At 61.2% G+C, this 21093-nt stretch carries 21 protein-coding genes and 1 tRNA gene; 14 read left to right on the top strand and 8 right to left on the bottom strand.

What is annotated here, in order from left to right:
* On the top strand, positions 1-562 hold a 562-nt coding region (locus ABR948_RS14625), incomplete at its 5' end, for a sodium/proton-translocating pyrophosphatase (protein ID WP_428119008.1).
* A 158-nt stretch (positions 563-720) separates the two neighbouring features.
* Here ABR948_RS14625 and ABR948_RS14620 read toward each other — a convergent pair.
* Positions 721-1215: an outer membrane protein assembly factor BamE gene (locus ABR948_RS14620; RefSeq protein ID WP_428119006.1), complete on the bottom strand. Its 495-nt coding sequence runs from the start codon at positions 1213-1215 to the stop codon at positions 721-723.
* A 122-nt stretch (positions 1216-1337) separates the two neighbouring features.
* Between ABR948_RS14620 and ABR948_RS14615 the strand changes: the two genes are divergently transcribed.
* From ABR948_RS14615 to ABR948_RS14585, 7 genes are all read left to right on the top strand, one after another.
* The gene (locus ABR948_RS14615) at positions 1338-1889 is read left to right on the top strand and encodes a ubiquinol-cytochrome C chaperone family protein (RefSeq protein WP_428119004.1); all 552 of its coding nucleotides are present in this window, start codon (positions 1338-1340) and stop codon (positions 1887-1889) included.
* A gap of 14 nt (positions 1890-1903) precedes the next feature.
* The gene (locus ABR948_RS14610) at positions 1904-2494 is read left to right on the top strand and encodes a YceD family protein (RefSeq protein WP_428119012.1); all 591 of its coding nucleotides are present in this window, start codon (positions 1904-1906) and stop codon (positions 2492-2494) included.
* A 301-nt stretch (positions 2495-2795) separates the two neighbouring features.
* Positions 2796-3857 carry a phosphate acyltransferase PlsX gene (plsX, locus tag ABR948_RS14605; RefSeq protein ID WP_428119002.1) on the top strand — a complete coding sequence of 354 codons (1062 nt, stop codon included), beginning with the start codon at positions 2796-2798 and terminating at the stop codon, positions 3855-3857.
* Positions 3854-4831, top strand: a complete 978-nt coding sequence (locus ABR948_RS14600; RefSeq protein ID WP_428119000.1) for a beta-ketoacyl-ACP synthase III — start codon at positions 3854-3856, stop codon at positions 4829-4831. Before plsX ends, ABR948_RS14600 begins: the two co-directional genes overlap by 4 nt.
* Positions 4832-4961: 130 nt before the next feature.
* A complete protein-coding gene (locus tag ABR948_RS14595) occupies positions 4962-5291 on the top strand; it encodes an integration host factor subunit alpha (protein WP_428119010.1) in 330 nt (109 codons plus the stop codon).
* 40 nt (positions 5292-5331) lie between these two features.
* Positions 5332-5901 carry a MerR family transcriptional regulator gene (locus tag ABR948_RS14590; protein WP_428118998.1) on the top strand — a complete coding sequence of 190 codons (570 nt, stop codon included), beginning with the start codon at positions 5332-5334 and terminating at the stop codon, positions 5899-5901.
* Between the two features lie 81 nt (positions 5902-5982).
* Positions 5983-6060 (top strand) — tRNA-Pro (locus tag ABR948_RS14585).
* A 96-nt stretch (positions 6061-6156) separates the two neighbouring features.
* Here the strand turns inward: ABR948_RS14585 and ABR948_RS14580 are convergent.
* Entirely contained in the window at positions 6157-6546 is a 390-nt protein-coding gene (locus ABR948_RS14580; protein WP_428118996.1) for a hypothetical protein, read from the bottom strand.
* A gap of 296 nt (positions 6547-6842) precedes the next feature.
* Here ABR948_RS14580 and ABR948_RS14575 point away from each other — a divergent pair, with 296 nt between their 5' ends.
* Complete coding sequence (locus ABR948_RS14575) at positions 6843-7238, top strand: YodC family protein (protein WP_428118993.1); 396 nt, start codon at positions 6843-6845, stop codon at positions 7236-7238.
* A 26-nt stretch (positions 7239-7264) separates the two neighbouring features.
* Here ABR948_RS14575 and ABR948_RS14570 read toward each other — a convergent pair whose 3' ends face one another.
* Both ABR948_RS14570 and ABR948_RS14565 read right to left on the bottom strand, forming a co-directional pair.
* Entirely contained in the window at positions 7265-7573 is a 309-nt protein-coding gene (locus ABR948_RS14570) for an EthD family reductase (RefSeq protein WP_428118990.1), read from the bottom strand.
* 113 nt (positions 7574-7686) lie between these two features.
* The gene (locus ABR948_RS14565) at positions 7687-7902 is read right to left on the bottom strand and encodes a hypothetical protein (protein WP_428118987.1); all 216 of its coding nucleotides are present in this window, start codon (positions 7900-7902) and stop codon (positions 7687-7689) included.
* Between the two features lie 226 nt (positions 7903-8128).
* Between ABR948_RS14565 and ABR948_RS14560 the strand changes: the two genes are divergently transcribed.
* Both ABR948_RS14560 and ABR948_RS14555 read left to right on the top strand, forming a co-directional pair.
* Complete coding sequence (locus ABR948_RS14560) at positions 8129-8530, top strand: hypothetical protein (protein ID WP_428118984.1); 402 nt, start codon at positions 8129-8131, stop codon at positions 8528-8530.
* A gap of 129 nt (positions 8531-8659) precedes the next feature.
* Positions 8660-9628 (top strand): SDR family NAD(P)-dependent oxidoreductase, encoded by a 969-nt coding sequence (locus ABR948_RS14555; RefSeq protein ID WP_428118980.1) that lies wholly within the window; start codon positions 8660-8662, stop codon positions 9626-9628.
* A 139-nt stretch (positions 9629-9767) separates the two neighbouring features.
* On the opposite strand, the gene ABR948_RS14550 is transcribed toward ABR948_RS14555, so the two are convergent.
* The 4 genes from ABR948_RS14550 to ABR948_RS14535 all read right to left on the bottom strand — a co-directional run bounded on the left by ABR948_RS14550 (position 9768) and on the right by ABR948_RS14535 (position 18144).
* Entirely contained in the window at positions 9768-11504 is a 1737-nt protein-coding gene (locus tag ABR948_RS14550; protein ID WP_428118977.1) for a methyl-accepting chemotaxis protein, read from the bottom strand.
* Positions 11505-12122: 618 nt separating this feature from the next.
* Positions 12123-14876, bottom strand: a complete 2754-nt coding sequence (locus ABR948_RS14545; RefSeq protein WP_428118974.1) for a di-heme-cytochrome C peroxidase — start codon at positions 14874-14876, stop codon at positions 12123-12125.
* A gap of 210 nt (positions 14877-15086) precedes the next feature.
* Positions 15087-16877, bottom strand: coding sequence for an adenylate/guanylate cyclase domain-containing protein (locus ABR948_RS14540; protein ID WP_428118971.1), 1791 nt, complete (start codon positions 16875-16877; stop codon positions 15087-15089).
* 325 nt (positions 16878-17202) lie between these two features.
* On the bottom strand, positions 17203-18144 hold the full coding sequence (locus ABR948_RS14535) for an acetamidase/formamidase family protein (RefSeq protein ID WP_428118968.1): 942 nt from the start codon (positions 18142-18144) through the stop codon (positions 17203-17205).
* Positions 18145-18210: 66 nt separating this feature from the next.
* On the opposite strand from ABR948_RS14535, the gene ABR948_RS14530 reads away from it, so the two are divergent.
* The 3 genes from ABR948_RS14530 to ABR948_RS14520 all read left to right on the top strand — a co-directional run.
* Positions 18211-19017, top strand: a complete 807-nt coding sequence (locus tag ABR948_RS14530) for a YdcF family protein (RefSeq protein WP_428118965.1) — start codon at positions 18211-18213, stop codon at positions 19015-19017.
* Positions 19018-19105: 88 nt separating this feature from the next.
* Positions 19106-19891 (top strand): DUF169 domain-containing protein, encoded by a 786-nt coding sequence (locus ABR948_RS14525; RefSeq protein ID WP_428118962.1) that lies wholly within the window; start codon positions 19106-19108, stop codon positions 19889-19891.
* Positions 19892-19957: 66 nt separating this feature from the next.
* Positions 19958-21093 (top strand): saccharopine dehydrogenase family protein (locus tag ABR948_RS14520; protein ID WP_428118959.1); only part of this gene is annotated, 1136 nt, incomplete at its 3' end.

Below are 21093 nucleotides of genomic sequence, written 5' to 3'. Positions count from 1 at the left end.
GCTCCTGTTCGGCGGGATGTTGCCCTATCTGTTCGGCGCCATGGGCATGACCGCCGTCGGTCGTGCCGCCGCGTCGATCGTCGAGGAGGTGCGCCGGCAATTCCGCGAAAAGCCCGGCATCATGCAGGGCACCGACAAGCCCGATTACGGCAAGGCGGTCGATCTCCTGACCAAGGCGGCGATCAAGGAAATGATCATTCCGTCGCTGCTGCCGGTGCTGTCGCCGATCTTCGTCTATTTTGTCATTTTCGGGATTGCAGGCGGCGGCGCGGCGGGCAAGTCGGCGGCATTCTCCGCCGTCGGCGCGATGCTGCTCGGTGTGATCGTGACCGGCCTGTTTGTGGCGATCTCGATGACCTCGGGCGGCGGCGCCTGGGACAATGCCAAGAAGTATATCGAGGACGGCCATTACGGCGGCAAGGGCTCCGACGCCCACAAGGCCGCGGTAACCGGCGATACCGTCGGCGATCCCTACAAGGATACGGCGGGTCCTGCCGTCAACCCGATGATCAAGATCACCAACATCGTGGCGCTGCTGCTGCTGGCGATCCTCGCGCATTAAGACTTCTGTTTAGACGCGTTTTCTTCACGCGAACCGGTATCCACTTCGCTCGAAAACGCTTTGAGCCGCGCTACACGATCGAAACAAGAAACCCCGCGGTGCGAGCCGCGGGGTTTTTGTTTTGGAGATGAAAGGCGGGATCGCCTCGCGCGATCGTCTTACTGGCCCTGACCGACGTTGAGCGCCTTGAACAGCGGCGCCACGTAGTTGACCTCCTGGCCGGATGTCGGCGTGGTGCGGCTGATGAAGTCGAATATCCTGCCGTCCTGCAGTCCGTAATTGGCGAGCTTTCTCACCTGGCGGTTCTTGTCGAAATAGATCGCAATGACCCGCTGGTCGATGATCTTGTCGTTCATGAACATGACCGGTCGCGAGGAGCGTTGCGAGATGTAGTAGAAGACTTCGCCGTTGAGCGTTGCGACCGTGGATGGCGTTCCCATCACGATCAGGACCTGATCCTGGCTCGCCCCGATCGGAATTTGTTCAAGCGCGCCGGGTGGCAGCACGTAGCCCTTCTGGAACTGTTCGCCGGAGCAGCCGGCCAGCGCCGCGCATACCAGGGCGACCGCGGCAGCCGCGCGCAGGCCACGCCAGCGTGCCGTCAGGCCGCGCGGAGAGCATACGCGTGAGCATGTCTGGCTCGGCTCAATCATTCCGGAACTGGTCCCATCCCCTTGCATCGGGCGAGGCGTTGACGTACCGGGCAGCACGTCGGATTGCAACAAACGCGGGCACCCAAGAAGCAAACCTTTGGGGCTCGCTTGCGGAACCCACAATGCTTTGGCCGTTCAATCACTTCAGGAAACCCCGGGCGCCCTCGCGCGGCACCATTGAAGCCATCTATGGCATGATCGTGACGCAAGCGCGAGAACCGTTGTTTTATCGGGACTTGGGCGTGCCAGATACGGTTAATGGCCGTTTTGATCTGCTGGTGTTGCATTTATGGGTAGTCTTGCGGCGATTTAAGCCGGCTGAGGGTGGCGCGAGCCTGTCCCAGGCGCTGTTCGATCGCTTCTGCGACGATATGGATGCCAATTTGCGGGAAATGGGGGTCGGCGATCTCACCGTCCCAAAACGCATGCAGGCCTTCGGCGAGGCCTTCTACGGCCGGGTGGCGGCCTACGATCAGGCTTTGAGCCTGGGGGAAGAGCCACTGGCGCAAGCGCTCTGCAAGAATATTCTCGATGGCGCGGATGTCGTAAAAGCCCGGCGGCTAGCCATTTATGCCGAGACGGCCATCGCAGGCCTGACGGGTCTCGACGAGGTGACATTGTTGGGCGCAGCGTGGACGTTTCCGTCGCCGGCCGGAGCGGGCGCGCAGCACTAGACAGAATTGGCATGATGAAAACAGCAGATCCCTGGAGCGTTCCCGTCATTGTGGTGCAAATACCGGATACCGGATTGCACCGCGACATCGAAGCTGACTCCGCCGCGCGCGACGCCATGGCCGGAGTCGCGGGCTTGCGCGAAGTGCTGTCGGCGCAGGCCTCGTTGGATGTGACGCCGGAGCGTGGAGGCCGCGTCCATGTTACCGGCCGAGTGCGGGCGCGGGTCGGACAGACCTGTGTGGTAACGCTCGATCCGATCGAGAACGAGATCGACGAGCCGATCGATCTGATCTTCGCGCCACCGGAGCAGATTCCGGAACTGTCTGATCTGGTCGATGAGGCCGCCGAAAGCGACAGCGAGATTCCAGATCCGCCGGAACCAATCATCAATGGCGTCATCGATCTTGGCCGGCTTGCAACCGATGCGTTGTTCTTGGCTGTTGATCCCTATCCGCGCCGGCCGGATGCAGTTTTCGAGCCGTTGATCGTGGCTGCCGACCCCTTGGATCATCCGTTTGCCGCGCTCCAGGCGCTGCAGCTCGACGCCAAACCGCCAGGTTCTAAAAAGCAGCCGAAGAAGCCCGGGGGCGGCAAGGGCGGTTGAAGCGTGGTCAAATGGTGGTGGTTGGGCTCGCATCGCAACAAAAGCGGATCCCCGATCGACCCCGGAATTCGATTTAATACCTTGAATCAACTCGTTTTCTTCGTATATGGCCAATTCGCCCCAGTGCGGCGAGGCATCCAAAAGGCAGCGGTCAAGAGGTTGTGTCGGGGCGGGGAAACGCTATTGTCGCGGCCCGGCGGGGGTGCAGCGTGGCGCTCGGCCGATCGCCGCTGTCGGTGGCGAATTACAGTCCGCGGCCAAGTGCTCCAAGTCCGCAAAAGATCAGGTTTCCGGGACGTTCATGCCTCAAAAGGTTCGAATCGCGCTTGACGCCATGGGTGGCGATGTCGGCGCATCGGTCGTCATTCCCGGCGCCGCGATTTCGTTGAGCCGACATCCCGACACCGAATTTCTGTTGTTCGGCGATCATGCGGTGATCGACGCGGAATTGGCGAAACATCCGGCAATGAAGGCGGTATCGCGCGTGATTCATACCGATGTCGCCGTCAGTATGCACGACAAACCCAGCCAGGCATTGCGCCGCGGCCGCAAGACCTCGTCGATGTGGCTGGCGATCGATGCCGTCAAGAAGGGCGACGCCGACGTCGCGGTGTCCGCCGGCAATACCGGCGCGCTGGCGGCGATGGCGCGGTTTTGCTTGCGCATGCTGCCCGGCATTGACCGGCCGGCGCTCGCCGCCATATGGCCTACCGCCCGTGGAGATTCGGTCGTGCTCGACCTCGGCGCCACCATCGGTGGCGATGCGCATCATCTGGTGGCGCTGGCGGTGATGGGCAGCGCGATGGCGAGTGTCTTGTTCGGTCTGGAGCGGCCCACGGTCGGCCTGCTCAACATCGGCGTCGAGGAGATCAAGGGCCGCGAGGAAATTCGCGAAGCCGCGGAATTGCTGCGCGCCATGAACCTTCCGCAACTCGAATATATCGGCTTCGTCGAAGGCGACGGCATCGGCCGGGGTGCCGCCGACGTCATCGTCGCCGAAGGGTTCAGCGGCAACATTGCGTTGAAAGCGGCCGAAGGCACCGCGCGACAGATCACCGAATTCCTGCGCAGCGCCATGTCGAGCACCTGGCGCTCACGGATCGGCTATCTGTTTGCAAGGAATGCTTTCAAGTCGCTACGCGACAAGCTGGACCCCTCGAAGTCCAATGGCAGCGTGGTGCTCGGCCTGAACGGAATCGTGGTCAAGAGCCATGGTGGAACCGACGCCGAAGGCTTTGCCTATGCGGTCGATGTTGGCTATGAGATGGTCCGCTACGATCTCCTCACCAAGATCAATCAGATGCTCAATCCCGAGGGCGGCGCTCTGGTTCAGGCACCGACCGCGCAGGAGGCTGTCTCGTGACTGCGATACGTTCGGTCGTGCTCGGCTGTGGATCCTATCTGCCGCAGCAGATCCTGACCAACGCCGAACTGGCGGCGCGAATAGACACCTCCGATGAGTGGATCGTTCAGCGTACCGGCATCCGGCAGCGCCACATTGCGGCGGAGGGCGAGTTCACGTCGCACCTGGCGATCAATGCCGCGCGCGCCGCGCTGGCCAATGCCGGGATCGATGCGCAGACCATCGACCTGATCGTGCTGGCGACCTCGACGCCGGACAACACCTTCCCGGCGACGGCGGTCGCGGTGCAACACGGGCTCGGAATCAATCACGGCGCGGCCTTCGATCTGCAGGCGGTGTGTTCGGGGTTCATCTTCGCGCTGGCCACCGCGGATAATTTCCTGCGCACCGGCGCGTTCAAACGCGCGCTGGTGATCGGCGCCGAGACTTTCTCTCGCATTCTCGACTGGAACGACCGCGGCACCTGCGTGCTGTTCGGCGACGGCGCCGGCGCCGTCGTGCTGGAGGCGCAGCAGCAGCCGGGCAAGCCCTCCGACCGTGGCATATTGACGACGCATCTGCGTTCCGACGGCCGGCACAAGTCGAAATTATATGTCGATGGCGGTCCATCCTCGACCCGCACGGTGGGTTACCTGCGGATGGAAGGCCGCGAAGTGTTCAAGCACGCCGTCGGCATGATCACCGACGTCATTGTCGATGCCTTCGAGGCCACCGGCACCACTGCCGAGGACATTGACTGGTTCGTTCCTCACCAGGCCAACAAACGAATCATCGATGCTTCAGCGCACAAGTTGCATATTGCGCCGCAGAAGGTGGTGCTCACGGTCGACCTGCACGGCAACACGTCGGCGGCCTCGATTCCGCTGGCGCTGTCGGTTGCCGTCGCTGACGGGCGCGTGAAGAAAGGCGATCTGGTGCTGCTTGAGGCCATGGGTGGCGGCTTCACCTGGGGTTCGGCGCTATTGCGCTGGTAAGCGCCACGTTAAGATGTTTATCTGCATTTGCTATCTCTTTCATGCTATTGCATTGATGAGCGCTGTTGACCGTCGCTTGTTAAGCTCATAATTTCAGATACATATTGTTCGCCGTGAGTTGGGGCAGGCGATGACTGGAACCGGAAAAACCGTTACACGCGTTGATCTGTGCGAAGCCGTCTACCAGAAGGTGGGCTTGTCGCGCACGGAGTCGTCCGCGTTTGTCGAACTGGTCTTGAAAGAGATCACCGATTGCCTGGAGAAGGGCGAGACGGTGAAGCTGTCGTCGTTCGGCTCGTTCATGGTGCGCAAGAAAGGCCAGCGCATCGGCCGTAATCCCAAGACCGGCACCGAGGTGCCGATTTCTCCGCGTCGCGTAATGGTGTTCAAGCCGTCGGCCATCCTGAAGCAACGGATCAACGGTCACAGCGCCGTTAACGGCGACGGCAACGCCGACTGAATAATTCGTCCAACCGGGCGACCATCAGAGGAGCAAGCATTTGGACAAGGCGCCGGATGCGTTCCGAACCATCAGCGAGGTCGCTGACGATCTCGACATCCCCCAGCACGTTCTGCGGTTCTGGGAAACGCGGTTCATCCAGATCAAGCCGATGAAGCGCAGCGGTGGCCGCCGCTACTATCGCCCGGATGATGTCGATCTGCTCCGGGGCATCCGCCGCCTGCTGTATGGCGAGGGCTACACCATTCGCGGGGTGCAGCGTATTCTCAAAGAGCACGGTATCAAATCGGTCCAGCAGCTGGCGGACGGGTCTGCGATAACCTCGTTCGGCGCCATCGAAGAAGCGATCGGGCAGAGCGTTCTGGAGCAGGACGATGACGCCCCCCCCAGCATCGACCTTGATGACGACGATTATGACAGCCCGGAAGAGGGCGGGGTCGCCCGGTTTACCGAGCGCGACAAGGGGAGAAATTCGTTGGCGTCGGACGACGACCGGATCCCCGGTGTGGCCGACCTGGCACCCCCGTTCGACGTGGCGCGTCTAAAAAGCGTACTACAGGACCTGATCGCCTGCCGGCAATTGCTCGATTCCGTGCTGAAGGAAGGCTAGCCGCCCCTGGAACCGGGCGTCTGCGCGCCTGCTGATCGGGCTTCTTGCGCGGGAGGCTGATCGAAGCTAAGGGAACGGTATCGGAGCGTGGCGCAGCCCGGTTAGCGCACTAGTCTGGGAGACTAGGGGTCGGAGGTTCAAATCCTCTCGCTCCGACCAAAACTTCATCACATCGCAACGGGCAGGCCGCGCAATCGGAACGCCGCGGCCCGCGATATCGCACCTCGCGGTTACCGGACATCCCCGCGCAAAAAATCAGACGCCGCCCGGTGCGACGTAGCAATAGACGTAATCACCCCGGCTCAGGAAAATGATCCCGTGACCAGTCGGATTTGACTGGTCGTATTTCAGCTTGTGGTTCGGGACTACAATCTTTGTTCCGACATCGATGTGTTTGCGTCGAAGCGGTTCGTCCGGTCTGGAGTCGGTGATGATGGCGACATATTTGTCGCCGTCGACTTCAAACGAATCTGCCCAATAGGCATCCGCTTCGCCGCAACAGGAGACGGCGGGATTATCGGGCTGCATCAACGCTTGATACCATTCGCGCACCGTGGGGTCCGTCGATCCCCACTGCCCGAGGTCACGCGCACTCGCTACGCTCATCAAGCAACCGAACGCTGTACAGAGGACGAGGCCTTTCATGCCGCACTCCTGAGTTTCCCAGCCAGTTCGTTCAAAGCAATGTTCGTGCCGCGAATCAGTTCGATGTGATAGTCTACGTTAAGATATTACGACGCGGCGACCGCGCTAAATCTTCGGCGTCGAAGTTCCAAGTTGGTTTGCGCCTTACCTTGGCCATGCGCGGTTACTCAGATGAGAGCGGTGCTGGTCGCGAGACGAGCGCTGATTCGACGGCGTCTCATCAGCCGCGCGTGATGATGCTGTGGTGATTTGTTATTGTTGCGGCACGATTCGCCGTACGGCTACGGGTTTTACCAATGACCAATATCAAGTCGGGGGATCTCGTGGTGCTGAAATCCGGTGGCCCCACCATGACGGTGGATACGGTCAACACGGATATTTTCGATGACAACAAAGTCACCGGGATACTCTGCGTCTGGTTTGTCGGGGAGAAACTCGAGCGGGTTCGGTTCGATCCCGGGGCTATCGAGCCTGCACCGTCGCACAAGACCTCTGCGGGAAAAGAACCGCGTCTGGAGGAAGCCACCGGCGAATACAAAGTGGTTCTCGACGAAATGGCCGCGGCCATGAACGTCCCGCCAGACGCACAGCACGATACTTCAAAGCCGGTTGTTAAGAGACCAAAGCGTGTCGCCGCCTCCAGGTATAAGGCTCTCGCGGTCTCGCCGGCTGTGATCGGCGTCCCCAGCTGATCATTCTCCGTATTCCTACGGAGCGCCTATACTTCCCGCGTGTCGAACAAGATCATATCGGCGCCGCCAGTGGCGAATTTTTGTACATCCGCTGCCGCAGCTTTGCCCTCGGCGCTGGCGAAGGCTGTCTGAACCTGAGCCATGCTGTCGAAATATAATGTTGCGATCAGATGAAAGCCCGAGGGCCCAGCAGGCGTTGCCACCGGACCCCGGCTGACTTCATATTTTCGCAGCCCCGGCAGTTTCTTCGCAATCGGAACGTGGGTCTCGAAATAGTAACTGTCGAAAGCGGCTGTGTCTTTGGGCGTTTTATACATCACGACGACATGGGCCATTGCGTACCTCCACACTGTTATCGCCAAACCGGCGGTTTTTTAGATTTTCATAGGTCGAAGATTTGGGTCGAAGATTTAGGTCAAGGATTGGTAGAGCCACGATCGCGGAACCTTCATTCCGACGAATTCCGCGGAACATTTGGCGCAGCGGTCTGAGTGGGCGAGGGCTCCTGAAATTCTCCACTGTCCTGCAAAACATAAAGCGTGATGAGAGAAAGTGTAACAATCGTCGAAAATATGGCGATCGCCAGCGTCCAGTCGATATGTTTTTTCGAGCGGCGTCCAATCATCAAAACCGCCGTCAAGGCTTTGAAACTGATCTTTCGCATTTTGGCTTACCGCTCCGTCTCGCGGCTGATCGACTGCACAGCTGAAGTCTAACACTTTTCGGCGGGGCGGCGACGCTTTCTTGCGACCTGGCAACTTGGTTGCGGTCGCTCCCGGCATCGGTAACGAAAATCGGAGGCTGTCCGATCGAGTTTCCGTGCTGGAGCCGGCGCCGTTCCCTGCTGTAGTCTGGTGGATACCGGTTCTTTGGATACAGCGGAGGTTCGCATGTCCCGTCTCACCGTTTTTCTAGCGCGGTCTATCGGACTTTTCACCATCCTGCTCACCGCCGGCTTCCTGGTACGGGGCAGTGCGATTATCGAAACCACGGCTGCGGATGTCCCGGTGATGCTGGCTTACGCAATCATCAGTCTTGCCATGGGTGCCGCGATGATAGTCGGTCACAATGTCTGGTCCGGCGGCGCACTGCCGGTGGTCGTCACACTGGTCGGGTGGCTGGCGCTTGCGAAGGGGCTGCTGCTGTTGTGTGTTGCGCCCGAAGCGGTCGCCGGCTTGGTCGCGGCGATGCGATATGGCGGACATTATTATCTTTCGCTCGTGCCCGCATTTTTTATCGGGTTATATCTGACCTGGGCCGGGTTCGCGGCGCAGACGTCGCGCGTGTCCTGAGTTTTCAACGCCGGCAACTGACGGGAGCAGGGCGCGCGGGGCCGGTTCTCTGGCGCGTCTAAATCGCTTGCGCGGGGTCGGAAACCCGACATAGTCGGTGGCTGTCACTGGAAAGGTACGCGGTATCCCATGAAGGAATTTGCCGGAAAAATCGCTGTCATCACCGGGGGCGGCACAGGCATGGGCCGCGAACTCGCGCGCCAATTGGTCGCCGAGGGCTGCAATGTCGCGATGTGCGATGTCTCCGCCGATGCCATGGCGGAAACCAAGCGGCTTTGCGAGGTGGAAAAGCTGCCGCAGGGACTGCGCGTCACCACGCATATCGCCGATGTCTCCATTGAAGACCAGTTGCTGCGGTTTCGCGATGAAATCGCCGAGCAGCAATCGACCGACAGGATCCATCTGTTGTTCAATAACGCCGGCATCGGTGGCGGCGGCAGCCTGTTCACCAATTCGCGCGAGCAGTGGGAAAGGACCTTCAATATTTGCTGGGGCGGGGTTTATTACGGCGTCCGCACCTTTCTGCCGATGCTGGTGAAGGCCGACGAGGGACATATCGTCAATACTTCCAGCGTCAACGGGTTCTGGGCCTCCATCGGGCCGGGCGTGTCGCACACCGCCTATAGCGCCGCGAAATTTGCGGTGAAGGGATTCACCGAAGCACTGATCAACGATCTGCGCCTGAACGCCCCGCACGTCAAATGCTCGGTGGTGATGCCCGGCCATATCGGCACCTCGATTGTTTCCAATTCGCGCAAGCTGCAGAGCGGCACCGGTTCCGAGCGATTGAGCGAGAATGAAATTGCCCAGACGCGCGTGCGCCTCGCCGCGGCGGGTATCGATGCCACGGCGATGTCCGATGAGGATGTTCAGGGACTGGCCGCCGAACGCGCCCGCAGCTTTCGCGAGGAGGCGCCGATGACGGCCGCCGCTGCCGCCAGGGTCATCCTCGACGGCGTCAAGGCCGGGCGCTGGCGCATTCTGGTCGGCGATGACGCCAACCGCCTCGACGAGCGCGTGCGGCAGACGCCGGAACGCGCCTATGACGCCGAGTTCTACCAGAGTTTTGCCGCCGAGGTCGGCTGGCGGCTGGGTTAGAGCATGATCCGGAAAAGTGGGAACCGGTTTTCCGAAAAAGATCATGCTCAAATAAGAAAATGGGCGACGAGCCTGATTCAACCCAGTTGAATCAGGCTCTAGCGTCCGGTCGATGTCTCCTGGTTCGCCTTGGCGAAACTTACGCCGCGCGAACGCTATCCAGGAATTTCTCGACTTCGTCCCGAAGATGGATGCTCACCTCGGACAGCGCCTGCGCGGATCCCAGCATCTGACCCGATGTCGTTTCCGTTTCGCCGGCTCCCCGCGCGACCCGCTCGATGTTCTCGGCGACATCGAGGGTACCGCTGGCGGCAGCCTGCACGCCTTCCGCGATGTTCTGGGTCGCGGTGCCCTGTTGCTCGACCGCGGAGGAGATCGACGTGGTGATCTCGCTGATGCGCTCGATTGTCTGCCCAATCGCCTTGATCGCATTTACGGATTCTTCGGTTGCGCGCTGCATGTTGACGATGTGGGCGCTGATCTCGTCGGTGGCCTTTGCGGTCTGGCCCGCCAGGTTCTTGACCTCCTGCGCGACCACCGCAAATCCGCGACCGGCTTCGCCGGCCCGTGCCGCCTCGATGGTCGCATTGAGCGCGAGCAGGTTGGTCTGTTCCGCGATCGATGTAATCAGCTTCACCACATCGCCGATCCGGTCGCCCGCCACCGACAGCTCCGCCATCCGTTCATCGGTTGCGTTGGCTTGCTTGACCGCGTCGGCCGCGACACCGTTTGAATCCTGAACCTGGCGGGTGATCTCGACGATCGACTGGGACAGCTCGTTGGAGGCCGCGGCAGCACTGCGGACGTGTTCGGAGGCCTGCCGGGAGGCACTGGCGGACCGACCGGACATCTCGGCGGTCGAGCGCGCCGTGATGGAGAGCTGCTGCGCATCCTTTTCGAATTGCCCCGAAGAATTCAGCACCCGCTCGATGATTCCGCTGATCTTGGTGCGGAAATTCTCGACGAACCGATTCAATTCGGCCTTGCGCTGATCGATCGCCAGCTTTTCGGTAACGATGCGTTCGGCCTCGAGCTGTCGGCGCTCGATGCGGTTGTTCTTGAAAACGCCGACGGTGCGGGCGATCGCGCCGATTTCATCGCGGCGGTCGGCATGCCGAACCTCGACGTCGGTCCTGCCCTCGGCGAGAATGGTCAGCGATTCCGTTACGGCCTTCAGCGGCTTGGTGATGCGGCGAACCAGCATCATCGTCATCCCCAGAGCGAGCAAAGCGGCGATGGCGGCGGCAATCGTCATGGCGTCGATCGCCTGCCACAGCATGCTGTCGAGTTCGGCCATCGGGATGCCGACATAGACGATGCCGATCACCTTGCCGGCGGCGCCAAACACCGGTTGATAGGCCGTGTAGAAACGATGGCCGAACAGCATCGCCGGACCTTTGTAGGCCGCGCCGCGGCGCAGTGCGGCCTGTGCGGGATGATCAGGCGCGAGTTGCGTGCCGACCGCCCGGTCACCATTTTCCTTTTTGACGTTGGTGGTCCGGCGAACGAACTGCTGCGACGCATCGTCGTAGACGAATAGCGTGGCGTTGCCTCCGACATACGAGGTCGCTCGATCCACTATCCGGTGATCGCCAAATTCCGGCATCTGTGGAATTTCAATGCGGTCAACGACGCCGTCTCGAATGGCGATCTTCGCGTCCGGGAAGGTTTCGCCAAAGGCGAGGCTGAGGGTGCGCAGGCTGACGTCGATATCGCGTTCCGCGCGAGTGTTGAAGTCGCGGGTCAACGACCAATAGCCCGCTCCCACCAGAAGCGCGGTATTGACGATGATCAGCAGCGCGGCGCTGATGACGGCCTTGGGTCCGAGGTTCAGTCGCAAAAAGGCGAGGCCCCGGTCGTTAAATCCGAACGCCATGCAATCTCTCCGGCAATATGAATAAGACGATACCGGCTTATTTTTAAGATTCCCCTTACCACGACGACGCGGCGACCTGCCGCGACCTGCGTAGAGTCGATATAAGTATTATAATACCGTTACGGTTCGCGGGATCCGGCTTTTGGCCCGTCGTCATCTGCCGTGATGTCGGCTCTGTCGGGCCTCAGAAAAAATCCAACGGCCTGTCAAAGTGCCCTGTTGGCGCCGCAGCGTAGCGAGTGATATGAAATTGCAAGGACGGAGCATACGCATGAGATTTCTTGGAGCCGCAGCGATCATCGCCTTGATATTGGCCGGGCCCGCTTACGGGCAATCACCTGGTACTAAACCGCCTGCGCCACCGCCACAGGCTCCCAAGTCGCCATCGGAGATCGAGAGCGAAAAAGCGGCCGACCAAGCCTACAAAAAGTCGCTCGGTAACATTCCCGACCAGCCTCCCGCGGACCCCTGGGGTATTGCGCGCGGCACGGATGCGCCCAAGGCGGCTACAAAAGCCCAGACGAAACGAACCAAAACCGGTGACACCACAAACTAGAGCCTGATCCGCAAAACGGGCAGGCCGAGGCCCCCGCCGACGGCCGAAGAGCTCTCATCCGGTTACAGCGTCTTCAGATATTCGATCAGATCGTACCGCTCTTCCTCGGTCAGCATGCGGCCGATGACACCGGGTTTGTCCGGACCCGGGGTTCCCTCGAGCGAGTGGCCGAGAACACTGTTGCCGTGGATCGGCGATCCGTCGGGGTTGGTCGCGGAGAACAGGGTTTCACCCTTGCTGCAGGTCTGCCGTTCATTGGCGGCGACGCGAAGGCCGACATATTGCGGATCGAAATCGCGCGAGCCCATGCAGAATTGTTTGGGACGCTCTGCCGCTGGCTTGAGCATCCAGTAGAGCGAGGGAACCGAGCCGTTGTGGAGATAGGGCGCGGTCGCCCAAACGCCGTTCAAGGGGCGCGCGCGATAGTGTGGTGACTGCACGCTAATGGGATTCGGACAGTTCTTTCGGGAGGCCTCCCAAAGTGTGGGGCGATCGGAATCCGGAACGCCGTGATCGTCCATCCATTTTCTGCTGGTCCGGTCCACCGCGATCATCAATGCGATCGAGAACGGCATTTCCGTCGACAGATAGGTCGGCAAGTTCTGACATCCCCAGTTTTTTCCCAGGTCTTGCGCGGGGTCCATTTTCAGGAACCCGGGAACGTCGACGGTGCGCGAGAACAGAACGTTGGCCTGCGCGGGGTCCGTTCCCATGCCGGCCGCGGTCTTCTGTACCGGATCGAGCACCTGGTTTTTGGCGTCCCAATGGGGTGAGGACCAAAAACTCTTTTCCGGGTATTGCTGGTCGAACGCGGGGTCGTTGACCGGTCCAAGATGACACTCGGCGCAGATTTCGGCGTAGATCCCGCGGCCTTTGGATACGCGCGCTGGATCGATTTTCCATGCTGCATCGCCCGGGAATATCTGGGACGGCCATTTGGGCGACTGCAATCCACCGAAGCTTGGGCCGGTGAGGTCCGGACCGCGCAGCATCGCTTCGATGCGAACGAGATTCTCGAGCGCGACGGAGGAGCGGAAAAGAGTTTCTGGGGCATAGTCAGGCGAAAGATTCACCAGGGCAAAAACCCCAAGTGCTTCGCCGGCGTTGCGGATCAAAGGCTGCTCGATCGAGGCGTCGTACTGCGCGAACAGGAACCAGGGTACGGTCCAGATCGGCGGGAAACTGACCGGCGCGTCCTGCGCGTGCAGGTTCTTTTCAAATCCGCTGAGACCCGACATGGCCAGATCGGTAGCGAAAACCTGATTGCCGATCCGGTTGAGCGCGTCGAGCCGCCCAAACCCTTCCTCGGTATTCGGCTGGTGCTGGTCGGTGGTGGCCTTGTCCAGGGCATTGGCCTGGTTGAGCAGCCGGGCGCCGAGCGCCGTCAGATCCGCTTTGAGCTTGTTGTATTGTTCCGGGGTTGCGTCGGGACCGAGCACGCGTGTCGCGAAGCGTCCAAAACGTCCCCACACTTTCAACGTATAGGCCACGGACAGACCGGTCGCGAGTTCGAGCTTCCGCAAATCCACCATCGCCGGCCCGCCGTCGAAGCGCACGCTGACGTCTTTGTAGCGAAGGCTTCCGGTGTGACAGGCCGCGCAGGTCAGTCCGATCTGATCGGGCAGGGGGAGCCCGGTCGCGGGATCGGTGGCGCCGGTCAAACGCGCGAAACCGACCGGCAGGCCGTCGAAATTCTCGACCGGCGTCGCTCGCAGGCCGGCAATCGACGCTGGCGCCGCCGGCGGGACGTTGGACGAGGCCGAATACCCAAAGCGATGCAGGCTCGTTTCGTCGGTGTGGACGGATTTCGGGCTCGGCAGGAAGCCGAACCGCTCGAGATAGGCGCTGTCGCTGAGCAGACCGGGCTGGCTGAACAAGTGAAGGCCCGGCTGCTCCAGCGCGACGAACCAGTCATAAGACACCTGAAACGTCGCGGTGCCCTGACTGACATGATGGAACCAGTGCCGGTCTTCAGTCGACCAGTTCTGGTCGAGCCAAACCGCTGACTTTGCCGGAGCGCGGTCCGGCAGCGGCGGCGGCAGCACTTGCGCGATTTTCGCCGGCAGGATTTTCTGTAACTGATCGGGGAATTCGGCAAACGCGACGAGCGCCAGGACGGCCAAGGCGACCACACCGAGCGCGGCTTTGCCGAGCACAGCAAGGGGGCTGTGCGCCGGCGCGGGCGCTGGCAGGCGCGCGGCGATCCGCTCGGGCAGCCGACGCTCTACGAACAGGGTTCTGACCTCCGCGACGCTGAGGTAGCGGCCTTCGCCTTCACCCTTGCCGATGATGTTCAGCAAGACCGGCCATTCGCCATCCATCAACTTGCGATCAATCCAGCGTCGGGTGGCCTTGGCGCGTTCGAAATTCGCGTCCATGTAGGTCGTGATTTCCTGGGCCGTCAGTCCGCGCTCGACTCCACCGGACGGATCCGGGCAGTCCTTTCCAAACTCGGCAAGACGCGCAAGCTCCGCTTCGTCGATATGGGCGGTCGTATCGAGGATGCGCGAACCGCTGCCATGCTTGTCCAACGGACCGTTGCGCAACTCATCGAGCTGCGCGCCGGACCACCAGCTGCGCAACAGGCGAAGCGGACCAAGGCCGTTTGCGATCAGCGCGACCAGGTAGGTCTCGATGCCGACCATCCTTTCTTTCAGACCCTTTTCGCCGCTCGCGGCCTCGATCGTCCTGGTCAGCGTAGGAAGCGGGACGGTGTGACCGTCGACGAAACCTTCCGCGACAAGCGCGCGCAGGAAAGGACAGGGATTATTGGGTGAAACGGCGATTGGCTGGGATGGCGCGTGATTGTCTTGCATGGATATCAATCCTAAAAAGCACCGAATTATCAAGCCGGATCATGAAAGGATGCATCGCGATTTGAAGGGGACAAGCAATTGGAAAACGGATTCGCCGGACGGTTCTCTACCTCAGGATGTATCGGAGTTTTGGCGGGATTCGAAGCCGTGTCAACCGATACGCGCTTGTTGTACGTTTCGGGACGTCCGGCGTGGTCCGGAACCCCGTGTCTATGCCGTGCGTTTTGTCACTGACTCGGTGGGCGCCGAGCCGTTCAAGGGTACGCCGGCTTTCAAAAGTCCGTCCCGATAATGGGCGATGTCGGCCGGAGTTTTCCAACGGAAATTCCTCAGATGCCGTTCGACGGTCAGGGTCGGGAAGCTGTTGAGCAAGACCTCGGTCGCCTTGGCAGCTTCCTCGTTTTGTCCCAATTGCGCGAGCGCGGCCGCCCGTACCGCGAGCACTTGAAGGTGATTGGGAGTGAGATACAGGACTTCGCGCGCCCAGGACAGCGAAGCATCATATTGCCCCAAAAGGTAATGACTGAAAGCATTGAAGGCACCCCATTGAAATCGGGGGTCGGTGTTGCCGCGCTGCACGGCGGTTGAAAACAATTCGATGGCCTGTTGATGCTCGCCGACAAAGAGGTGACATATTCCAAGGACGCCGCGGGCACCCATATCGTAAGGGTTTAGTGCAACCGCCCGCTTTGCGGCCTCCATCGCGGGCTCGTAATGCCCTTCCATCGCATGCATGTAGGACAGACACGCAAACGCGAATGAGGAGCGAGGATCGAGTCGTACGCTGCTTTCCGCCAGGTTCATGGCCTCGGTCCACAATTGGCTGGTACTTTTGATCCATCCATAATGCACGCCCTGCACCATGATGGTGGCGAGATAGGCGCGGGCAATTGAAAGCGCCGGATCGAGCGCGATGGCCTCCCTGAACAAACCAATCGAGGCTTCGAAATCTGCTTTTGTGTGCCGATAATAGTGGGAAAGCCCTCTCAGGAACCGATCCCACGCGGTCAGATCGGTGGAAGTGCGGGTGGGGGTGGACGCTTCCGCGCGATAAATCTCCGGGGCCAATGCACCGGACAGATCCGTGGTGAGTTCATCCTGCATCGCGAACAGATCGCCGATGTCCCGGTCATATCGGCCGGTCCATAATTGCTCGCCATTCTCCGGGGCTATCAGTTCGGCGGTCACCCGAATTTTGGTTCCGGCCCGCCGTACCGAGCCCTGGATCAAATAGGTCGCGTCGATCTCCCGCGCGATCAGGCGCGTGCTCACGTTTTTACCCTTGAACGAAAACGTCGAACTCCTGCTCAGGACCCGATAAAATGACTGCAACGAGAGCGCATAGATCAAATCCTCGGTCAGCCCGTCGGAAAAATATTCGTCGGCGCTGTCACTGAGATTGGTGAACGGAAGCACGCCGACGATCGCGGTTCGATATTGCGCCGGCAGGTTTGACGTGTTCCTGGTTTCCCGGGCGTGGCTGTCGGCGCCGCCCGGCTCCCAGCTCCAGACACTTACGGTCTCTTCGATGTTCTTGAAACGGTGACTGCCGGCGTCGACAAGCGGCACGCTGAGATGCTTGCTGGCCTCCTGATAGGCCTTTGCCGAAACGGCCACGCCGCCGGGAATAGCCACCGCCTCAAGCCGTACGGCGATGTTCACGCCGTCCCCGAATACTTCGTCTTCGTCTGCAATCACATCTCCCATATGGACGCCGAGACGGAATTGCATCAGCCGCTCCGCGGGCAGCTGGCTGTTACGCTCTGCCATCAGCGTCTGGATCGCGACGGCGGATTCGATCGCCCCCACGACGCTCGGAAATTCCAGCAGGAAGCCGTCGCCGGTGTTCTTCACAAGCCGGCCGCCGTGATTGAGAATGATCGGGTATATCGCGCTTCGATGGGCCTTGAACGCGGCGTGGGTACCTTCCTCGTCGGCGCCCATCATCCGCGAGTAACCGGCGACGTCAGCGCAGACTATGGCTGCCAGGCGTCTTTCCATCTCCTTCCGTCTCCCGTGCCGGTGAACTGGCAGATACCACGGTACGTGGTCGGCCGACCGAATCCAATGGTTTTAAGACACATGCTCCCTGATGGAAACCGGGTCTGGACGAAGTGTTATTGTCGTGGCCTTTTATGAAAGATTAAACCGGTTTCACCCCGCAACAGATCGAGCCCGAGATGGCAATTGGTACCGTCGTTGCCGGCACTGCCGTGAGCCAGGATCGTCAATTCGAGAGGTCCGGCCTCCAGCAAGGTTTCACCGAGCGGGATGGCCTCCCCGCCAGGCCGTTCCGCACGAAATTTAAGCAGCTTTTGTGACGTTCCTACCCGTGCGCGATGGTCTTTGCGATCATGCAATGGATGCCCTTCGAGCCGTTCACGGTCTGCGTCACCCGCAGATCCGCGGCCAGGCTGCAAAGCGTGTAGGCATCCTCGCGCGACAGGTTCCGCTTTTCGCCGAGCAGCACGATCATGTCGCGCAGCGCCCGCACCACGCATTGATCGAGATCGGGATCCATCGCCATTGTCATGTAATGCGTCGGCGTTTCGGCGCGGGGATAGTCCAGGCGCAGATCCTTGCGCACCGTCAGCCTGAAACGTCCCTGCAGCGCGGTCTCGATCGCGGTGACGCAGACTTCGCCGTCGCCCTGGACGCCGTGACCGTCGCCGCAGGAAAACAGCGCGCCCGGCACAAACACCGGCAAATAGAGCTTTGCGCCCGGCGTCAGTTCCTTGTTGTCGAGGTTGCCGCCCATCGCACGCGGGATCAGCGAGGTGATGCGGCCCCAGGCCGGCGGCGGCGCCACGCCCATGACACCGAAAAACGGCGCCAGCGGCAGATCGAGCCCCCATGGCAGCCGGCCCACCATTCGCGTCCGGTCGAGCGGAATATTCATCAGCCGGGCCTCATGGAAATCGTCCGGCAGCGTGCCGGCCAGCGGCCTGATCAGGTTGTAGCCCCAGTCCTGCCGGAGCTTGACGTCGAGGATCTCGACTTCCAGCACGTCGCCGGGCTCAGCCCCCGCGACCGCGACCGGCCCGGTCAGGATATGGCCGGGCACCATCCGCTCGCTTCTGGCGTGAACGTCCGCAAGTTCGGGCGGGACGTGAAACCGGCTGCGATCCGGCACCACTTCCGGGCCGCCGCTGATGGTGTCGATGGTCACTTCGTCGCCGCTGGCGATGGTGAGCACCGGTTTCAGTTTCGCTTCGAAGAAGCCCCAGTGGCAGGTCTCGGGGCTGGAATGCAGGTGATGATGTGTCATGTCGGGGCTTCTGATTGGGGCAGGGGTCGCGTATGACGCTGTACCAGACATTCCAAGAGGCCTCTCGTGTTTTTTTTCCTCTCCAAAACGCTCGGCATCATGTTGTTGCCGGCGAACTTCCTGATCGGCCTTGGTGTGCTCGGCGCGATCCTGCTGGCCACGCGATGGGCGGTCCTTGGCCGCAGGTTCCTGATCGCGGCCGTGCTGCTGCTGGCGATATGCGGATTTTCTCCGCTCGGGAACTGGATGCTCTATCCGCTGGAGCAGCGATTCCCGCCCTGGGACGCCGCGCGCGGCGTGCCGGATGGCATCATCATCCTCGGCGGATCGATCGACCCCGACCTTTCCGCCGCGCATGGCCGGGCGGCGCTCACGCACGCGGCCGACCGCATGATTGCCGCCGCGGCCCTGGCGCGTCGATATCCAAACGCGCGCATCGTGTTTACAGGTGGAAACGCCAATCTGGTTTCCGATGACACCGCGAAGGAAGCCGATTATGCGATAGCGCTGTTCGAAAGCCTTGGCGTCCCCAGGGAGCGATTGACGATGGAGCGGCGCTCGCGCAACACCCAGGAAAATGCCGAATTCTCGAAAGCGCTGGTGGCACCAAAGAACGGCGAGCGATGGCTGCTGGTGACCTCGGCCTATCATATGCCGCGCTCGGTGGGTCTGTTCCGCAAAGCCGGATTTGCCGTGGAGCCGTATCCGGTGGACTGGCGCGTGGGCGGGCTTGCGGATCTTCTGACGTTTTCGCCTGTCGCCATCGATGGGCTGGAACGCACGGACATTGCGGTGCGCGAATGGATCGGCCTTACCGCCTATAGGGCTACCGGCAAGATCGACGCGTGGTTTCCGGGGCCTGGCCCAAACTAGAACGGCTGGTCGCAACCGCCGCGCAATCGGGCTAGGATCAAGGCAAGAGGCGCGCAAGCCAGGGCCGCCGATATCGGGAGTTCACGCCATGCAACAGCAAACACCGCCGGAACAGTTCGATTTGCCCGGCCTGGTAGCCGATCTGAACAGCCTGCTGCGGCTGAAGACCACCGTGATCGGCATGAAGATGTTCGCGACCGCAGACGAGATGGCGGCGATACCGAAAATCAGGCGGCCGACGGCGGTTCATACCACCGACCAGATCGTCAGCATGGCCTCGCGGCTCGGCTGGACTGTCGGCATCACGTCGGACGATCTCGTCGGGGCGCAGTGTCGCGCCGTGATCGGGCTGGCGCCGCAGGACGAGAAGTGGCTTGCCGGTCAGGCCTATGTCGGCGTCTGGCATGAGAATGCCGAGGACGCGCGCAAGCGCCAGGAAGCGCTCGATGTCGTCCCATTCGGCCGATACCAGGCCCTGGTGGTGAGTCCGCTGGCCTCCGGCCGGCTCAATCCGCCGGATATTTGTCTGGTGTATGCGACACCGGGCCAGATGATCATTCTCATCAATGGCCTTCAATATACCGGATACAAGAAATTCGAATGGGGTGTGGTCGGGGAGACCGCCTGCGCCGATTCATGGGGGCGGGCGCTCAAGACCGGTGAGCCCAGCCTGTCGCTGCCGTGCTATGCCGAGCGGCGCTATGGCGGCGTGCCGGATGAAGAGATGCTGATGGCGCTGTCGCCGGCGCATCTCGCCAAGGCGATCACCGGTATGAAGGCACTGGCGAAGAACGGTCTGCGCTATCCGATCGCGCCCTACGGAATCCAGAGCGATGTGCGCGCCGGCATGGGCGTTTCCTACGCCAAGAAATAACGGGAAATAAAACCAGATAAATCGCCGCGCATCCGAACCTTTCCACAACACCTGCAGGAATTGAAGATGAAGTCTTCGTCGAAATTCGACATCGTTGTCTATGGCGCCACCGGTTTCACCGGCCAGCTTGTCGCCGAATATCTCGCGGCGCATTACACCGGCAAAAGCGATCCGAAATGGGCGATGGCCGGACGCAGCCTCGACAAACTGGCGTCGGTGCGCGACGCGATCGGCGCGCCGGCCGATACGCCCTTGATCGTGGCCGATGCCGGCGATCCCGCGTCGCTGAAAGCCATGGTCGACCAGACCCGGTCGGTGCTGACGACGGTCGGGCCGTATCAGCTCTACGGATCGGAACTGGTCGCCGCCTGCGCCGCCACGGGCACGGACTATCTCGATCTCTGCGGTGAGCCGGTGTGGATGCGCCAGATGATCGATGCGCATCAGGCCACGGCGCAATCGAGCGGCGCCCGAATCGTGTTTTCCTGCGGCTTCGATTCATTGCCGTTCGAACTCGGCGTGTTGTTTTGCCAAGAGACGGCGAAGAAGGTTCTGGGCGCGCCCGCCGCCCGGGTCAAAGGCCGCGTCCGCGCCATGAAGGGAACCTTCTCGGGGGGCACCGCGGCGAGCATCAAGGCGACATTCGCCGCCGCCGCGAAGGATCTCAGCCTGGTGGCTCTATTGAAGAATCCGTTCGTCCTGACGCCGGGCTTCGAGGGTCCAAAACAGCCGCCGGGCAACAAGCCGCTGTTCGATCAGGATCTGGATGCATGGACCGCGCCGTTTGTGATGGCGACGATCAACACCCGCAATGTACACCGCTCCAATCTGCTGAGGGGCTTTCCCTACGGCAAGGATTTTGTCTACGACGAGATGGTGCTGACCGGCCCTGGCGAGAAGGGCGAGGCTAACGCCAAGCGCGTTGTCGCCGCCAATACCGAGATGGGCGGACCGGGCGGACCGAAACCGGGCGAGGGCCCGTCGAAAGAGGAGCGCGAATCCGGGCTCTATGATCTCTTGTTCGTCGCGCTCGCGCCGGATGGACGTCAGGTCCGTGTCGTGGTCCGCGGCGACCGCGATCCCGGTTATGGATCCACGTCGAAAATGATTGCGGAATGCGCGGTCTGCCTGTTGCGCGACACGCCGGAAATTCCAGGCGGCATCTGGACTCCCGGCGCGGCCATGGGCAACGCCCTGATCAA

Origin of the sequence: Bradyrhizobium sp., assembly GCF_050014615.1 — a bacterium.
Lineage (GTDB): Bacteria > Pseudomonadota > Alphaproteobacteria > Rhizobiales > Xanthobacteraceae > Bradyrhizobium.
The sequence above is the reverse complement of the archived record's forward strand: the minus strand, read 5'-3'. Positions and strand labels throughout refer to the sequence as shown.

What these genes read in the sequence shown, in the direction of transcription:
- ABR948_RS14535 (WP_428118968.1), bottom strand. Translation starts at nt 18,144, where the DNA reads ATGACACATCATCACCTGCATTCCAGCCCCGAGACCTGCCACTGGGGC.
- ABR948_RS14525 (WP_428118962.1), top strand. Translation starts at nt 19,106, where the DNA reads ATGCAACAGCAAACACCGCCGGAACAGTTCGATTTGCCCGGCCTGGTA.
- ABR948_RS14580 (WP_428118996.1), bottom strand. Translation starts at nt 6,546, where the DNA reads ATGAAAGGCCTCGTCCTCTGTACAGCGTTCGGTTGCTTGATGAGCGTA.
- ABR948_RS14560 (WP_428118984.1), top strand. Translation starts at nt 8,129, where the DNA reads ATGTCCCGTCTCACCGTTTTTCTAGCGCGGTCTATCGGACTTTTCACC.
- ABR948_RS14565 (WP_428118987.1), bottom strand. Translation starts at nt 7,902, where the DNA reads ATGCGAAAGATCAGTTTCAAAGCCTTGACGGCGGTTTTGATGATTGGA.
- ABR948_RS14570 (WP_428118990.1), bottom strand. Translation starts at nt 7,573, where the DNA reads ATGGCCCATGTCGTCGTGATGTATAAAACGCCCAAAGACACAGCCGCT.
- ABR948_RS14550 (WP_428118977.1), bottom strand. Translation starts at nt 11,504, where the DNA reads ATGGCGTTCGGATTTAACGACCGGGGCCTCGCCTTTTTGCGACTGAAC.
- ABR948_RS14620 (WP_428119006.1), bottom strand. Translation starts at nt 1,215, where the DNA reads ATGATTGAGCCGAGCCAGACATGCTCACGCGTATGCTCTCCGCGCGGC.
- ABR948_RS14610 (WP_428119012.1), top strand. Translation starts at nt 1,904, where the DNA reads ATGAAAACAGCAGATCCCTGGAGCGTTCCCGTCATTGTGGTGCAAATA.
- ABR948_RS14555 (WP_428118980.1), top strand. Translation starts at nt 8,660, where the DNA reads ATGAAGGAATTTGCCGGAAAAATCGCTGTCATCACCGGGGGCGGCACA.
- ABR948_RS14575 (WP_428118993.1), top strand. Translation starts at nt 6,843, where the DNA reads ATGACCAATATCAAGTCGGGGGATCTCGTGGTGCTGAAATCCGGTGGC.
- ABR948_RS14595 (WP_428119010.1), top strand. Translation starts at nt 4,962, where the DNA reads ATGACTGGAACCGGAAAAACCGTTACACGCGTTGATCTGTGCGAAGCC.
- ABR948_RS14615 (WP_428119004.1), top strand. Translation starts at nt 1,338, where the DNA reads ATGCTTTGGCCGTTCAATCACTTCAGGAAACCCCGGGCGCCCTCGCGC.
- ABR948_RS14545 (WP_428118974.1), bottom strand. Translation starts at nt 14,876, where the DNA reads ATGCAAGACAATCACGCGCCATCCCAGCCAATCGCCGTTTCACCCAAT.
- plsX (WP_428119002.1), top strand. Translation starts at nt 2,796, where the DNA reads ATGCCTCAAAAGGTTCGAATCGCGCTTGACGCCATGGGTGGCGATGTC.
- ABR948_RS14540 (WP_428118971.1), bottom strand. Translation starts at nt 16,877, where the DNA reads ATGGAAAGACGCCTGGCAGCCATAGTCTGCGCTGACGTCGCCGGTTAC.